Annotated in this window: 14 protein-coding genes; 4 read left to right on the top strand and 10 right to left on the bottom strand. The window is 62.1% G+C overall.

What is annotated here, in order from left to right; genetic code table 11:
* Positions 1-236 precede the first annotated feature (236 nt).
* The 6 genes from NMB38_RS21275 to NMB38_RS21250 form a co-directional block, all read right to left on the bottom strand.
* The gene (locus NMB38_RS21275) at positions 237-1,148 is read right to left on the bottom strand and encodes a LysR substrate-binding domain-containing protein (RefSeq protein WP_196110265.1); all 912 of its coding nucleotides are present in this window, start codon (positions 1,146-1,148) and stop codon (positions 237-239) included.
* Positions 1,149-1,276: 128 nt separating this feature from the next.
* A complete protein-coding gene (locus NMB38_RS21270) occupies positions 1,277-2,074 on the bottom strand; it encodes an SDR family NAD(P)-dependent oxidoreductase (RefSeq protein ID WP_059183535.1) in 798 nt (265 codons plus the stop codon).
* Complete coding sequence (locus NMB38_RS21265; protein ID WP_345956457.1) at positions 2,074-2,850, bottom strand: alpha/beta fold hydrolase; 777 nt, start codon at positions 2,848-2,850, stop codon at positions 2,074-2,076. Before NMB38_RS21265 ends, NMB38_RS21270 begins: the two co-directional genes overlap by 1 nt.
* 179 nt (positions 2,851-3,029) lie before the next feature.
* Complete coding sequence (locus NMB38_RS21260; protein ID WP_345956456.1) at positions 3,030-3,605, bottom strand: PIN domain-containing protein; 576 nt, start codon at positions 3,603-3,605, stop codon at positions 3,030-3,032.
* On the bottom strand, positions 3,602-4,069 hold the full coding sequence (locus NMB38_RS21255; RefSeq protein WP_027913402.1) for a helix-turn-helix domain-containing protein: 468 nt from the start codon (positions 4,067-4,069) through the stop codon (positions 3,602-3,604). The genes NMB38_RS21260 and NMB38_RS21255 overlap by 4 nt, the downstream gene beginning before the upstream one ends.
* 212 nt (positions 4,070-4,281) lie before the next feature.
* Complete coding sequence (locus tag NMB38_RS21250; RefSeq protein WP_345956455.1) at positions 4,282-5,772, bottom strand: YifB family Mg chelatase-like AAA ATPase; 1,491 nt, start codon at positions 5,770-5,772, stop codon at positions 4,282-4,284.
* A 232-nt stretch (positions 5,773-6,004) separates the two neighbouring features.
* Here NMB38_RS21250 and NMB38_RS21245 point away from each other — a divergent pair, with 232 nt between their 5' ends.
* Positions 6,005-8,014, top strand: a complete 2,010-nt coding sequence (locus NMB38_RS21245; protein ID WP_088522876.1) for a DUF4034 domain-containing protein — start codon at positions 6,005-6,007, stop codon at positions 8,012-8,014.
* Positions 8,015-8,049: 35 nt separating this feature from the next.
* On the opposite strand, the gene NMB38_RS21240 is transcribed toward NMB38_RS21245, so the two are convergent.
* Positions 8,050-8,307, bottom strand: a complete 258-nt coding sequence (locus tag NMB38_RS21240) for an accessory factor UbiK family protein (protein ID WP_027913405.1) — start codon at positions 8,305-8,307, stop codon at positions 8,050-8,052.
* 363 nt (positions 8,308-8,670) lie between these two features.
* On the opposite strand from NMB38_RS21240, the gene glnK reads away from it, so the two are divergent.
* The 3 genes from glnK to sutA all read left to right on the top strand — a co-directional run bounded on the left by glnK (position 8,671) and on the right by sutA (position 11,235).
* A complete protein-coding gene (glnK, locus tag NMB38_RS21235) occupies positions 8,671-9,009 on the top strand; it encodes a P-II family nitrogen regulator (protein WP_002555808.1) in 339 nt (112 codons plus the stop codon).
* A gap of 47 nt (positions 9,010-9,056) precedes the next feature.
* Complete coding sequence (locus tag NMB38_RS21230; protein ID WP_023532646.1) at positions 9,057-10,388, top strand: ammonium transporter; 1,332 nt, start codon at positions 9,057-9,059, stop codon at positions 10,386-10,388.
* Between the two features lie 517 nt (positions 10,389-10,905).
* Positions 10,906-11,235, top strand: a complete 330-nt coding sequence (gene sutA, locus NMB38_RS21225; RefSeq protein ID WP_023532471.1) for a dormancy-specific transcriptional regulator SutA — start codon at positions 10,906-10,908, stop codon at positions 11,233-11,235.
* A 77-nt stretch (positions 11,236-11,312) separates the two neighbouring features.
* Here the strand turns inward: sutA and NMB38_RS21220 are convergent, their stop codons facing one another.
* The 3 genes from NMB38_RS21220 to NMB38_RS21210 are packed head-to-tail and all read right to left on the bottom strand — an operon-like array spanning position 11,313 to position 13,614.
* Positions 11,313-12,008, bottom strand: a complete 696-nt coding sequence (locus NMB38_RS21220) for an HAD family hydrolase (protein WP_027913406.1) — start codon at positions 12,006-12,008, stop codon at positions 11,313-11,315.
* A complete protein-coding gene (xerC, locus tag NMB38_RS21215; protein ID WP_104926631.1) occupies positions 12,008-12,904 on the bottom strand; it encodes a tyrosine recombinase XerC in 897 nt (298 codons plus the stop codon). Before xerC ends, NMB38_RS21220 begins: the two co-directional genes overlap by 1 nt.
* On the bottom strand, positions 12,904-13,614 hold the full coding sequence (locus NMB38_RS21210; protein WP_023532867.1) for a DUF484 family protein: 711 nt from the start codon (positions 13,612-13,614) through the stop codon (positions 12,904-12,906). Before NMB38_RS21210 ends, xerC begins: the two co-directional genes overlap by 1 nt.
* Positions 13,615-13,619 lie beyond the last annotated feature (5 nt).

Genomic DNA, 13,619 nt, shown 5'->3' with positions numbered 1-13,619 from the left:
TACAGCGCAGGCCTGAACCCGCTTAACTCTGTGAAAGCGGCCTTGTCGGGGGGACGAACCGACCGCAATGGGCCGCACAGCGGCACCAAGATTTCAGCTTGGCAGCTCATCTTGCCGGGGCCGCTTTGCGGCCCATCGCGATCAGTGAGCGCCCCCATCACCAGCCGCCCACTCCCCCTGAAACTGTAGCGGCGGGACATTTTGGGCGCTCGCCATGGGCGTTGCAGGCTCGAACCTCAAGCCATGTCGCAAAGCGCAAATTCGTCCGCCAGGTGATCGATCAATGCCCGCACCGAAGGCAGTAAGCCGCGTCGTGAGGGGAAGATCGCGTGCACGATGCCACTGCGCGGGTACCAGCCTGGCAGCAACTCCACCAGGCGGCCCGCTGCCAGGTCGTCACGCACGGCCACCCGTGGCAGGTGCGCAATGCCGATACCCGCCACTACGAAATGGCGCAGGGCGAACAGGTCGTCGGTGACCATGCGCGGCATGTGCGGTATGACGATGCTCTGGTTGTTGTCACCGTCTCGGGACAGCTCCCAGTGATACTCCCGCTGGGCACTGCCCCAATGCAGGCTGGGCAGCGTGCCCAGTAGCTGAGGATCGAAACCGTCGGGCAATTGCGCCAGGTGGTGGGGATGGCCTACCAGGCACTGGGTGCTGTCGCTCAGCACCTTCATCACCATGTCCGTGTTTTCCAGCGGCGGAAAACGAACACGCAGGGCAATGTCGAAGCCTTCATGCAAGAGATCGACGCGCCGGTTGGTGCTTTCGATGAACAGCTCCACCTGCGGGTACTTGAGCATGTAGCGCGTCAACATCGGCCCGACCCAAGCGTTGAGCAGGGTGGTCGGGCAACTGATGCGCACCAGCCCTCGTGGTTCGCTGTGGTTGCGCTCGATGAGCTCGGCCGCACCCTCGGCTTCGACGCGCATGGCCAGGCAGCGGTTGTAATAAGCCTGGCCGATCTCGGTCAGTGCGAAGTGGCGGCTGGTACGCTGCAGCAAACGCACGCCCAGACGCTCTTCGAGCTCGGCGATGCGTCGGCTGAGTTTCGACTTGGGCATGTTCAGCGCCCGACCCGCCGGGGCGAAGCCACCGTGCTCGACCACCTGCGTGAAGTAGTAGAGTGAGTTGAGGTCTTCCAAGAATGCGTCTCCACAGAACCCGCCAAAGGCGGCCTGCGCAGTTTAACGTTCCTGGAAGCTGGATGCCGCATCTGGCGCTTGGGTCGCAGCGCGTCCGGGCTTGCCTTGGCCCGAGCGCCAGTGCAGGCTCAGTTCTGGACGCTTTGCACCGAGCCGCCATCGACCCGCAGGTTGCTGCCATTGATGAACGAAGCTCGCTCCGAAACCAGCAGCGCGATCGCGGCCGCGACCTCTTCAGGCTTGCCTCGGCGCTTCTGCACGATGCCGGGTCGTTCCTCTTCCAGGAAGCTTTCGATGGCCTCCTCGAAGCTCACGCCTTTCTCTTCGGCGCGCTGCTTCATCATGCCATCGGTCATGTTGGTTTCAATAAATGCCGGCGATACCGTGTTGCACAGCACCCCATGCGCCGCTTCCTTGTAGGACAGGTTCTTGATGAACGCGGCCAGTGCGGCCTTGGCGACGTTGTACACCGCCTCTTCCCAGTAAGGCTGCACGGCATTCTCGGAGGTGATGCACACCAACCGCCCCCAGCCCCGTTTGCGCATCGCCGGAACGGTGGCCCGCGCCACGCGCACGGCGGTGAAGAAGTCGGTATCCCAGGCTTCCTGGTAATCCTCGTCCTTCATTTCCAGCGGGTCACCCTTGGCGCCTGTTACACCCGCGGTGTGCACCACGATGTCCACCTGACCAAACCGCTCTTCGGCTTGCCGAACCAGGCCGTTCACCTCGTCCTGATTGGTCATGTCTGCCGCGATCAGCAACGGGTCACCGCCCAACGCCTTGACGGCATCTTCGAGCTTGTCCTGGTCGATGTCAGTCAACACCAGCTTCACACCTTCCTCGGCGAGGAGGTGGGCAGTGGCCAGGCCAATGCCGCCAGCTGCGCCGCTGATCAGGGCCACACGGTTTTTCAAACCTAAATCCATCAACGATCTCCCAGGGAAAGTTCAGCAGCGATTGGTCTTGCGAAATCAAGCATCGGCTCGGCCAATGCCTGAGGGGTCTGGTAAGGCATCAGGTGGCCCGCACCGGGCAGGGTAAGCAAGGTGCCGTTGGGGAAGTGCGACAAGGTGGTGCGCCGCTGCTCTTGGGCGTCGGGCACCTGCTGGTCATCGGCGCCGCAGATCAGCAGGGCCGGATAGGGCAGCAGGCCGATGCGATCGCTCCAGTCCTCGCGACTGCCGTGATCGACCCAGGCACGCCAGGCGTCAAGGTTGACGGCCTGGGCGTCGGCGATGGCGACTTCGCGCAGCGCATCGGGCAGCCTGTGGTAGCTCGAGTCGTCGACGAAGGCTTCGGCTTGCTCCCGGCTGGCGGTGTAGGCCCGTTGCTGGTCGCGGTCTTCATCGCTCATCGGCTGGGGGCCGGGAGGCGATGGGGCCACCAGGATCAGGCCCCGAAGGTAGTCCGGGCGACGAGCGGCCAGCACGACCGCGACTTTGCCGGTCATCGAGTGGCCAACGAGGATGCAGTGCTTGAGCCCAAGCTCACGGATGCTCGCATCGACCTGATCGGCCATTTCGTCAACGGTATAGCCGGTAACGGCATTGGCATCGCCGTACCCGGGTGTGTTCAGGGCGATGCAGGCATGCGCTCGGTCTAGGTAAGGGACCGTGGCGGACCATGTTCGGTGCGAACCACCCAGAAAATGCATCAACACGAAGGTAACGGGACCGCGGCCTTGCTGGCTGTGTGGGAGCATCGAGCACCTGAAATCGTTCGCTTTGTAGATGGAAAGCGAAGCGGCTGGGGAAGTTCATTCAGGCATTGAGGGCGCTGGACAGCCTTGTTTCTGCCGGGGGGCGGGCACCAGGGTTCGCCCCTCAACCACTCCCGGGACGGTACTGCAGGGCCTCAGCCAGGTGCGTCCGGTCAAGATGGTTAGATCAGCAGCTCGTAGTTCGAGAGGTGCTTGACGGTCTCTGGGAGCCGCTGCTTGAGGAGGATGTCCAGCAGCTCGCGGGGTGAGTAAACCGGATTGTTAAGGGCTGCGCGCTGCTTCTGGACGGCCTTGAGCACAGCTGCCTGATCAAGGTCCCAGATGTCGGAGAGGAATACATCGGGATGCAACGCCTCGATCTCAAAACGTTTCAGAATCTCGGCCGGAAAATCTTTGAGGTTGTACGTGACAATCACCGAGGCGCCACATTTGATCGCTGCTGCCAAGACGTGTCTATCGTCTTCGTCTGGAAGGTCAAGCCCCTGCACAAGTGGCTCGTAGTCATTTACCAGAGAGTCAGGAATCGCCCGATTCATGAGTCCGACTGTGCGATAAAGCTGTGTTTCTGACACGTCGGGACGGTTTCTTGACACGTTTCGTGTCCATTCATCGTGGATTTGCTCGGACCAGCGCGCGCGATACGCGCCAGTCAGAGCCAGATGCATCAATAGGTCACGCAATGGTGCTGGATAAAGCACGCAGGCGTCGTAGATAACTGTAAAAGGTGAGTGCCTCATTGATAGCCCATATTAAGTTCTTGGGCTTGTGCAGCCAGTTCATCCATGGCGGCCTGGCTTGCTTTATCACGATCGGCCTTGTAGGCCATTAGGTCAGTAAATTTTACACGGCGGTGGCTGCCGGTTTTGGTGTGTGGGATTAGCCCCTCATCCAGCAGCTTGACCAAGTGAGGACGCGAGACGTTGAGCATATCGGCGCCCTCCTGGGTGGTCAGTTCCGCATGGATAGGCACCACCTTTACGGTGTTGCCCAAGGCCAGCTCGTTGAGTATATCGCCAAGCAATCTGAGCGCGAACGTTGGCAGTTCAACAGTCTGCCGTTGCTGGGCTTCATCTACCAACTCAATGCGCTGAGTATCCAACTTGGTTGAGACGAACGCGGCAATCTGGCGGCTTGACTCAATAGCCGCGGTGATCGCTTTTTCATCTGGAAGGATGGCTTGAGCGAGATCGGCGGTAGTCATGGGTTGTCTCCAGTCGTTAAAAAGAATTCCGGCGCCTAGTACGACAGATAGCCAATTTATATTCGAAACAAACGAAATGCACAATATTCGAAACAAACGAAACGGCGAGTAGTGCTTGGGGAGGAGCGTCTACCCACCTGGAGGTTGATGCGATGTACAGGAGGTGAGGTGCTCCGGCCTGGTCAAGTGCTTCCAGCTACCGCGTTCGCCTCTCAACCACTCCCGGGACGGTACTGCAGGGCCTCAGCCAGGTGCGCCCGGCCAATTGCCGTGCATCCCTCGAGGTCTGCCAGTGTTCTGGCGACCTTGAGCAATCGGTGTGCTGCTCGCAGCGACAGCGTCAATCGTTCACAGGCGCCTTCCAACCAAGCCTGATCAGGTGCTGCCAAGCTACAGTGCTGGCGCAGGCCATCGAGGTTGAGGAATGCATTGGCGCACCCTTGCCGACGTTGTTGCACCTCCCGGGCGTGCGCGACCTGAAGGGCGACGTCGGCGCTGCTTTGCCCGCAAGGCTGGTTGTTGAGCGTGGTGCTCTCGCGCGCCACGGTCAGGTGCAAGTCGATCCGGTCCAGTAGCGGGCCTGACAGTTTGTTGCGATAACGGGATATCTGCTCGGTACTGCAGCGGCATCGCCCTGTAGGGTCGCCCAGGTAGCCGCAAGGGCAGGGGTTCATGGCAGCGACGAGCTGAAAGCGGGCGGGAAAGCGCACTTTATCCCGCGCCCTGGCGATTACGATCTCGCCAGATTCCAGGGGTTCACGCAGCACTTCCAGTACCCGGCGCTCGAATTCGGGCAACTCGTCCAGAAACAGCACCCCGTGGTGGGCCAAGGTGATTTCCCCGGGCTGCGGCCGGCTTCCGCCACCCACCAGCGCAGGTCCGGAGGCGGAATGATGAGGGTGGCGAAACGGCCGTTGTGGCCAGCTGTTCAGCGGGGTGTGCCCGCTGACCGACTGGATGGCGGCGACCTCCAGCGCTTCATGCTCATCCAGCGGTGGCAGCAGGCCCGGCAGGCGGCTGGCCAACAAGGTTTTGCCAGTACCTGGCGGCCCGGTGAAAAGCAGGTTGTGCGCCCCGGCAGCGGCCAGTAGCAGCGCGCGTTTGGCCGCCAGTTGCCCCTGCACCTCGCTCAGGTCGGGGTAGGGGCGAGGGTTCAGGAGCAAGCCATTGGCGGCATAGGCAGCTAGCGGTACCTGTCCGTTCAGGTGGGCCACCAGCTCCAATAGATGGCCTACGGCATACACCACCAGGCCACTGGCAAGGCTGGCTTCCTCGGCATTTTCACGGGGCACTACCAGTGCCCGCCCCGCCTGGCGTGCGGCAAGCGCTGCGGGCAAGACGCCCTGTACCGGCCGCAACGCGCCCGACAGTGCCAGCTCGCCCAGGCATTCGAGCTCGGCCAGGGTGGCCACGGGCACCTGGGCATCGGCGGCCAGGATGCCCAGGGCGATGGCCAGGTCGTAGCGGCCACCGTCCTTGGGCAGGTCGGCCGGAGCGAGGTTTTGCGTGATGCGCCGGGCTGGGTAGTTCAGGCCACTGTTGACGATGGCACTGCGCACGCGGTCCTTGCTTTCCTTGACCGTGGTTTCGGGCAAGCCGACCAGTGTGAGATGAGGCAAGCCATTGGCCAGGTGGGTTTCAACGCTGACGGCCGGGGCCTGCACGCCTACCTGGGCGCGGCTGTGAGCAAGGGCTAAAGACATGGGCGCTCCATTCGCTGCCAAGACCGCTTCCTGCGGATGGACCCAGCATAGCGAGCCGAGACGGGGCAGGGGATGCCAGTGTGCTTCTGATCATTTCTACCTGTGCACCGCCTAGAAATGGATCCAATAGTTTTGCGCAGCGGCCTTCTTTGGCTTAGTGTTGTTCAAGCAAACCACCGATGCCATGGGATGGCACCGCTTCGACCTTGAAATGGACTTGAGGTATTGCGCTGTGCAAACGCTCACCCACACCCGTGAGGTTATTCGCGAACTGGTTCAGACCAACGCGTTCGTCGAGCTCAATCGCTATTTCGATTCCCTGGAGGCTCGCTGGTACCAAGCGCCCCCGGGCGAGTTCCCGGCCTATCTCTCAGCCGTCGAGAGCCATCTGCTGGTCGACCCGGACCAGGGGGACAGGGCGCTGAGCCAAGTGCTTCGCGCCTGGATCGATGCCTGCCCCAGGGCCTATCACCCGCAGGTCGTCATGGGCTTCTACTGCCTTAGCCGTGCCTGCCAGGTGGACCACGGCGGCGCCCGCACACCGGCACGCTGGCTGGCGATCGAGCAAATGTGCGAAACCGCCACTGCCCATTTACTCAGAGCCTTGGCCCGTTCGCAGCGGCCGGTCGCGGCTGCCATAGGCTTGCAGTTGCTCAGTGCCAGGTTTCGCGAGCCGGGCTGGCTGGTCGAGCTGTTCAATGAGCAGCCAGCCCGCTTTAGGCCCAGTACACATGCGGACGTGGAGGTGCAGGAGGCTGCCGCGCCGTATTTGGTCAGGCATGGCGTGATGCCTTTGGCCGAGCTGCCTCGGATGTTGCCCGATGGACTTGAGCCGCGCACAGAGCGCCAGGAGCCGCAGGCCTATTGGCTGAGCCAGGCACTGGCCGCACGGCCGGGCTGCTTCGAGGCCATCAAGGCCCACGCGTTGTATCTATTGCAGGACCGACGTGGGCAAGTCGAGTCCATAGAACGGTTGGTCAACATGCCGGCTTGCCGGGGCTGGAGCGAGCCGTTGCGCAACGCGCTGCGATGGATGGCCGTGGAAGCACGCTTGAAACGCCCAAGTGCCGAACGCCCAAGCGCAGTGGCCAAGTACCAGCAATTGTTCGAAGACTGGGCCGTGCGCCCACTGCGGCCTAGGGAGACTGCCGTATTGCTGGCATGGCGCGGTGCGTTGCAGGCGAGCGTTTGGGGCGACCATGACAAGGCACTGGCCGATTTTACCCAAAGCCTTGCATGCCCTGCCGACCTGGGCGGCATCCAGGCGCTGGGACCACCGCTTCGGCATTTGGTCATCACGGCTTTGACACGCAGCCCTGCGCACGAGCAGGCACTGCTCAATACCGCGATTCTTCGCCTGAGCGATGGCCGCTCCCACGCCGCTGCCTGCGCGCTGCGGGCCGCGGGACATCACTTTGGCTTGTGGGGCCTGGCGCGCAGCGGCGATCAAGCCAAACGCTGGCTGACGATTGCGATCAAGCGCCAGCGGGCGGGTCAGGCTCCCGGCCTGAAAATCCTGGAACTGGCCCGCTTGCTCTGGTCCCATGATCGGCATGAGGTTGCCTACTATTTGCTTCAAGGCGGTGCCGAGCAAGCCCTGTCAGGTGCGGCGTTGAGCCTGTTCGAGCTTCACCAGGGTGAGTGGAGCGATACCCCTGGGCGATACATGGACTGTGAAGTGGCTGAGCAATGGTTGCTGCGCGCCGTCCAGACAGGGAGTCGCCAGGCCAAATACCGGTTGGCCTGCTTGCAGATGCAAGGGGGGACGAACCTGGGTGATCGAGAAAAAATGCTCGAGGTCAGGCGCCTGTTGATAGACGCCCTGGGCAATGCTCAGACCAATGCCTGCGCACGGTTGCACCTGGGCATATTGCTGCGCCAGTTTGGCCAGCCGCGTGAGCGAGCCGAGGCGGTCGCCTACTTGCTGAGCCTGGTGGAGCACCCGGACAGCGCTATTGCAGCACGTGCCAGTGCCGAGCTGGGGCTTGCCTGGATGCAGGGGCAAGGTACACGCAGGCAAAGCCGCTATGCAGCCATTGAGTGGGTGACCCATGCGGCGAGCCTGCGACCTGGCGACACAGCCATCGAAGACATTCACGCCGAAGTCCTCAATTCGCGCAACAGGGTACGGACGCTGTTCACGCAATACGGCGCCGCGTTGTTCCGGGGCACCCTACGCCCCAGCGAACTGCCGCCCAAACCTGGCCTGGATCGACCGGCCAGCAGGCTTGAAGCGCGCTGAAAGTCGATAGGAGGCTGGGTCACGCAGCTTTGGTGTCAGCGCTTGCCTTCCAGGCGCGCTTCGAGTTCTGCGACTTGTTGTTCCAGCGCCTCCAGGCGAGCCCGGGTGCGTGCCAGCACCACCATCTGACTGTCGAACTCCTCGCGGCTGACCACGTCGAGCTTGCTCAAAGCGCCTTGCATCAAGGCCTTGAACTGGCTTTCCAGCTCGGCCCGAGGCTGGGTGTTGTCGCTGCTGAACAGGCGCGAGGCCTGGTCGCTCAGGGCGTCGAGAAGGGCTTTGGGCGCGAGCATGAGGGTGTCCACCAGTGTCGAGAAATGGCGGCCAGTGTAGCACGCACCCTTGTGCCTCCCATGACGAGGCGGTGTTGCACGTTTTTCGCGCAAAGCCCGAACCAGCCTCGCACCGTATGGGTGCACAGGTTGAGTGCTGGCGATTAGCCAAAGCTGTAACGTCGGGCCAACCCCCTGATTTCGCTGGTGTTCACAGACCTGGCAAGGTTTCTGCAAAGTGCTAAGCGAGCCATGCACTGATGCAGTTCCTTGTGACCAGGCAGTGCGCATGCCGACGACGCGTTACAAAAGGCAACCGCTGCGCTTAGACTTGAGACGGGTTTGTTTTCCTGGGGCAAGTCCACCAAATCGGGAGAGAGTTTCATGAAGCTAGTCACAGCCATCATCAAGCCGTTCAAGCTGGACGACGTGCGCGAGTCACTGTCGGAAATCGGCGTGCAGGGCATCACCGTCACCGAAGTCAAAGGCTTCGGGCGTCAAAAGGGTCACACCGAACTGTATCGCGGTGCCGAATACGTGGTCGATTTCCTGCCCAAGGTGAAGATCGATGTTGCTATCGATGACAAAGACCTGGATCGGGTAATCGAGGCCATCACCAAGGCTGCCAACACCGGCAAGATCGGTGACGGCAAGATCTTCGTGGTGAATCTGGAGCAGGCGATCCGCATCCGTACCGGCGAGACCGATACCGACGCGATCTAAGCAGCAACACAAGCCTCACCAAACCCAACGCCCCAGGAGAAAACAACATGACTCTGCGTAAGATCGCAGGGCTAGGAGCCCTATTGTCCTTCGTCATGCCAGGGCTCGCCCTTGCAGAGGAGGCCGCGCCAGCACTCAACTCCGGCGACACCGCCTGGATGCTCACCGCCACGGCGCTCGTGCTGTTCATGACCATCCCAGGCCTGGCGCTGTTCTACGGCGGCATGGTGCGCTCCAAGAACGTGCTGTCGGTGATGATGCAGTGCTTCGCCATCACTGGCTTGATGAGCATTCTCTGGGTCGTCTACGGGTACAGCATGGCCTTCGATACCACCGGTATGGAGAAGGGCGTACTCAATTTCAACTCCTTCGTCGGCGGCTTCTCCAAGGCATTTCTCAGCGGCGTGACGCCTGACAGCCTGACCTCGGCCACGGCGCTGTTCCCTGAAGCAGTGTTCATCACCTTCCAGATGACGTTCGCCATCATCACCCCAGCCTTGATCGTGGGTGCCTTCGCCGAACGCATGAAGTTCTCGGCCATGCTGGTGTTCATGGGCATCTGGTTCACCCTCGTCTATGCTCCGATCGCCCACATGGTATGGAGCGGTGACGGTGCCCTGATGTGGGATTGGGGCGTGCTGGACTTCGCGGGCGGCACCGTCGTGCACATCAACGCTGGTATCGCAGGCCTGGTCTGCTGCCTGGTACTGGGCAAGCGTAAAGGCTACCCGACCACACCCATGGCACCGCACAACCTGGGCTATACGCTGATGGGTGCGGCCATGCTGTGGATCGGCTGGTTCGGTTTCAACGCCGGTTCGGCGGCTGCGGCCAACGGCACTGCGGGCATGGCCATGCTGGTCACCCAGATCGCCACGGCTGCCGCGGCATTGGGCTGGATGTTCGCCGAATGGATCGGTCACGGTAAGCCCAGTGCGCTGGGTATCGCCTCGGGCGTGGTCGCTGGCCTGGTTGCCATCACGCCAGCAGCGGGCACGGTGGGGCCGATGGGCGCGCTGGTCATCGGGCTGGCATCGGGCGTGATCTGCTACTTCTGCGCCACCAGCCTCAAGCGCAAGCTGGGCTACGACGACTCCCTGGATGCGTTTGGCGTACACGGCATCGGCGGTATCGTCGGCGCCATCCTGACCGGCGTGTTCGCAGCCCCGGCGCTGGGTGGCTTCGGCGCGGTCACCGATATCGGCATGCAGGTCTGGGTGCAGGCCAAAGGCGTGATCTTCACCGTGGCCTACACCGCCATCGTCACCTACATCATCCTCAAGGTCCTGGACCTGGTGATGGGGCTTCGGGTCAACGAAGAAGAAGAATCCGTTGGTCTGGATCTGGCGCAGCACAACGAACGCGGCTACAACCTCTAACAACGACGCTGCAGAAATGTGCCCGGCTCGCCGGGCATTTTTTCGTCTTGTGTTTAAGGTCGGCCTGATCAAGCGTGCGCGCAGGGGGCTGGCAAGGCGCTCACAAGCGGCACCTGCTGCCATTTTTTTTGATCACTTGCCCAGCATTTTCACGTGCGCAAACGGTTTATCCCGTCTATTTGTGACACGGGTACAAAACTTACAAAAGTTGGGGCATTCATGGCGCTTTGCTTTTTCTGCGAGCGCGCTAGAATGCGCGCCGAAGGGTGCTGGAACGTACATTCATCACCCCTGCCGGCCTTTGCCAGGCTGGCTAAAAAGCGCGTGGCCCAGCAGGGGTCACAGGTTTTGTGCGGCACTGCCACGTGCAGGCCCACCCGGGTACAGCCGTCCGTCAGATGCGTTGGCCCAAAGGCCGTGGTCGAACCCACGGCCAGTGGAATTTTCACCAGAAGCTGCCGGTCTACGGCAGCACTGGTCTCTAACTAACCTGCTTTTGCACGTCATGAGGTAGAACATGAGCGACGACGATCTGGAAAATGATGACCTCGAGGTCGGTGATGAAGACGAGGCTGATGACGGCCTTGAAGCGGCTGCCGATGATGTTGCAGAAGACGCTGGCGACGACGACAGCAGTCCTGCACCCGCTGCCAAGGGCAAATCCAAGGCGGCTGTCTCGGTAGACGAGATGCCCAGCCTGGAAGCTAAGCAAAAGGAGCGTGATGCCCTGGCCAAGGCCATGGAAGAGTTCCTGTCGCGTGGTGGCAAGGTTCAGGAAGTCGAGGCCAACGTGGTCGCCGACCCACCCAAGAAGCCGGACAATAAATACGGCAGTCGCCCTATCTAAGCGATGCCTTCGAAAAACCCGCCGTCGCTGCGGGTTTTTTTATGCCTGGCTTGCGCAGGGAGGTGCTGTCGGCAAGGTCATTGCCAGCGGGCGAGCACCTCGTGCAGGTGCGACAGGCGCTGAATTTCGGCGTCGGGTGCTTGCTCACCGGGCCACGCCTTGGCCTGGGGGTTGAACCAGACAGCGCGCAGCCCGGCGCGCTGAGCACCGGCAATGTCATCGCGAGGATGATCGCCGACGTGCACCGCTTCGCTGGCAGGCACGCCGCTGCGGCGCAGGGCCTCTACAAACGGGGCCGGGTCGGGTTTGCCGATGCCCAGGTCCTCCGCGCACAAGGCGAAGCGGAAATAATCGGCCAGCCCCAGCCGGCTGACATCGGCATTGCCATTGGTGATGACACCCAGGGCGTAATGCTGGCTCAGCAATTCCAGCATCGGTTGAACTTCCGGGAATATCTCGACCTTGTGCCTGGCCTGCAAGAACACCTCGAACCCCTGCTCGGCCAGTTGCTGTGCCTGCATCTGGCCGTAGCCCACGTCTTCGAGGGCGCGGGTCAGCACGCGGCGGCGTAAGGCGCTGATGCGGTGCTTGAGCTCGGGCTCTGCCAGGACGATCCGTTCTCGGATGGCAAACAGATGCTCGACAGGCACATCGCCCAGTAACGGGGCATTGGCTTGAAGCCAGTCGCGCAGCACGACTTCGGCACTGGCAATGACCGGCGCGGTGTCCCAAAGGGTATCGTCGAGGTCGAAGGTGATCAGCTTGATGTTCATCAGTCGTTGCCTTTGCTGCGTTTGGCCCTGGGATGGGCGCTGTCGTACACCGTTGCCAGGTGCTGGAAATCCAGGTGCGTATAGATTTGCGTCGTGCCGATGTCGGCGTGTCCGAGCATTTCCTGTACAGCGCGCAGGTCCTGGGACGATTCCAGCACGTGGCTGGCAAAGGAATGGCGAAGCATGTGTGGGTGCAGATGCTGGCCCAGCTCGCGTTCCCCGGCCACCTTGACCCGCTGTTGCACGGCGCGTGGGCTGATGCGGTTGCCTTGCCGGGTGATGAAGACGGCGCGATCCCTGGGGTTGCCGGCGCCGCGCAGGCGGTACCACGCCTGCAGCGCCTCCCGCGCCTTGCGCCCTATCGGCAGCACGCGGGCCTTGCCGCCCTTGCCCAGCACCTGTACCAGGCCACCGGCCAGGTCGACATGGTCGAGGTCAAGGTTGGTCAGCTCCGAAAGGCGAAGGCCCGAGGAATAGAACAATTCGAGAATGGCTTGATCGCGCAGGGCAATGAAATCATCGTCCACGCCGCCATCGAGCAGTTGCAAGGCACGGTCGGTGTCGAGCACCTTGGGCAATCGACGCTCCCCCTTGGGGGCGCTCAGGCCATTGGCAGGATCGTGCTGGCAGATCTTTTCGCGGTTGAGGTAACGGTACAGGCCCCGCACCGCCGATAGCAGCCTGGACAGGCTGCGCGAAGACTGGCCCTGGTGATGCTGGCGCGCGATCAGCTGGCGCAGGTGTTGAATCTGCAAGGCTTGCCAGCCACCAATAGCCTGCTCGCTGCAGTACGCCATGACCTTCTCCAGGTCCCGGCGGTAGCCCACAAGCGTGTGCTCGGAGACCTGGCGCTCATTGCGCAGGTGTGCGCAGTAAGCTTCCAGCTGGCGCTCCATCAGCGCACCGGGCGCAGGCTTTGGCTGACGCGGGGGACCACACGGCCCAGCACCTCGGCGATATAGCTCAGGAACAGCGTGCCGACACTGCTCTTGTAATGCTGCGGGTCGCGGCTACCAATGGCCAGCACCCCATGCAGCCCCTGGTGCTCCAAGGTCGCCACCGCGCTAGAGCCCACGTCGCGGCGTTGCTCCTCACCGAACAGAAACGCCAGCTCGTGCTCGCGCAAGCTGCCGCTGACGGTCTTGCCGCTACCGAGCAGCGGGCCGATCGCTTGCTGGGCTTCGGCGTTGCTGACCCAGCGCCCCACCGGCGCTACGTTGTCGCCAAACAGGATCAGGCTGACGAAAGGTACCTGGAACTCCTGACGCAGGCTGTCTTCGACGACCATCACCACGTCTTCCAGCGTGGTTGCATCGAGCAGGTCCAGGATCAGGCGTCTGGTCTTGTCGAACAACCGATCGTTGTCGCGGGCCACGTCCATCAACTGCGAAAGGCGGTGGCGCATCTCGATGTTGCGGTCGCGCAGCAACTTGAGCTGGCGCTCGACCAGCGAAACACTGTCACCGCGCTGGTGGGGAATGTGCTGCTCGACCAAGAGCTCATCATGCTCGGTGAAAAAGGTTGGATGAGCACGCAGGTAGGCGACCACCGCTTCGGCATCGAGCTCAGCGGCCTGCTGGGGTATATCCTTGGGGTGATCGGTCATGACGG

The sequence above is a fragment of the Pseudomonas sp. FBCC-B35 genome (genome assembly GCF_059133755.1).
Note: the sequence above shows the minus strand (reverse complement) of the source record. Positions and strands in the feature narration are given on the sequence as shown.

Coding starts and splice junctions, on each gene's coding strand:
- NMB38_RS21270 (WP_059183535.1), bottom strand. CDS start 2,074: ATGGATTTAGGTTTGAAAAACCGTGTGGCCCTGATCAGCGGCGCAGCT.
- NMB38_RS21265 (WP_345956457.1), bottom strand. CDS start 2,850: ATGCTCCCACACAGCCAGCAAGGCCGCGGTCCCGTTACCTTCGTGTTG.
- NMB38_RS21260 (WP_345956456.1), bottom strand. CDS start 3,605: ATGAGGCACTCACCTTTTACAGTTATCTACGACGCCTGCGTGCTTTAT.
- NMB38_RS21255 (WP_027913402.1), bottom strand. CDS start 4,069: ATGACTACCGCCGATCTCGCTCAAGCCATCCTTCCAGATGAAAAAGCG.
- NMB38_RS21250 (WP_345956455.1), bottom strand. CDS start 5,772: ATGTCTTTAGCCCTTGCTCACAGCCGCGCCCAGGTAGGCGTGCAGGCC.
- NMB38_RS21240 (WP_027913405.1), bottom strand. CDS start 8,307: ATGCTCGCGCCCAAAGCCCTTCTCGACGCCCTGAGCGACCAGGCCTCG.
- glnK (WP_002555808.1), top strand. CDS start 8,671: ATGAAGCTAGTCACAGCCATCATCAAGCCGTTCAAGCTGGACGACGTG.
- NMB38_RS21230 (WP_023532646.1), top strand. CDS start 9,057: ATGACTCTGCGTAAGATCGCAGGGCTAGGAGCCCTATTGTCCTTCGTC.
- sutA (WP_023532471.1), top strand. CDS start 10,906: ATGAGCGACGACGATCTGGAAAATGATGACCTCGAGGTCGGTGATGAA.
- NMB38_RS21220 (WP_027913406.1), bottom strand. CDS start 12,008: ATGAACATCAAGCTGATCACCTTCGACCTCGACGATACCCTTTGGGAC.
- xerC (WP_104926631.1), bottom strand. CDS start 12,904: ATGGAGCGCCAGCTGGAAGCTTACTGCGCACACCTGCGCAATGAGCGC.
- NMB38_RS21210 (WP_023532867.1), bottom strand. CDS start 13,614: ATGACCGATCACCCCAAGGATATACCCCAGCAGGCCGCTGAGCTCGAT.